This is a genomic window from Streptococcus sp. KR, from assembly GCF_002238115.1.
In the GTDB taxonomy this organism is placed as follows: domain Bacteria; phylum Bacillota; class Bacilli; order Lactobacillales; family Streptococcaceae; genus Streptococcus.
Genome location: NZ_NGVM01000119.1, coordinates 1 through 559 on the forward strand (window position 1 = coordinate 1; position 559 = coordinate 559).

2 protein-coding genes are annotated in these 559 nt (G+C 33.3%); both read left to right on the forward strand.

What is annotated here, in order from left to right:
* On the forward strand, positions 1-293 hold a 293-nt coding region (locus CBI42_RS11185; protein ID WP_094753980.1), incomplete at its 5' end, for a DUF5945 family protein.
* Between the two features lie 37 nt (positions 294-330).
* A partial coding sequence (locus CBI42_RS11190) for a hypothetical protein (RefSeq protein ID WP_094753981.1) occupies positions 331-559 on the forward strand: 229 nt, incomplete at its 3' end.

Sequence of the window (559 nt, forward strand, 5' to 3'; positions counted from 1 at the left end):
ATCAAGGAGGTAATGATGTAAATTATGAAGCAGCTTTTCAAAAGCGAAAACAAGCGCCTGTGACGGAATCAAATTCTAGTTCTAAACCTAAAGTTACAGAGGTTAGAACAGGAAAAGAGACAGATATCACTACAAGTTATCAGCAACATCTTAAAAGACTTATTGCTGATAACAATAGCGATATTCAAAGCAGTCAAAAGAAAATTGAAGAGCTACATACGTTGATTGACACAAAGAATAAAGACAATAAGAAATTACAGTCCATTTATGATGCGATTTCGGAATTACACTAAGCAGTCCTGATAGGCTGCTTTTTTTGAGAGGTTATAGATGTTTACAACATTTTTTAAGAAAAATCACGACAATAGTGATGTATTTAAAAAGCTGATTCATAGACTATCTGATATGTCTGTCCAAGATCTTGAAAAAATAGACCGACTGTTAGATATCATTTTCACTCCAGATCAAGAATCAGAACAAGTAAAAACAGAATCAACTTATAGGGAAGAAACTTTGGACGACACATTAAAGGAAGCTAAGAATCAACTTCATAAGGAAC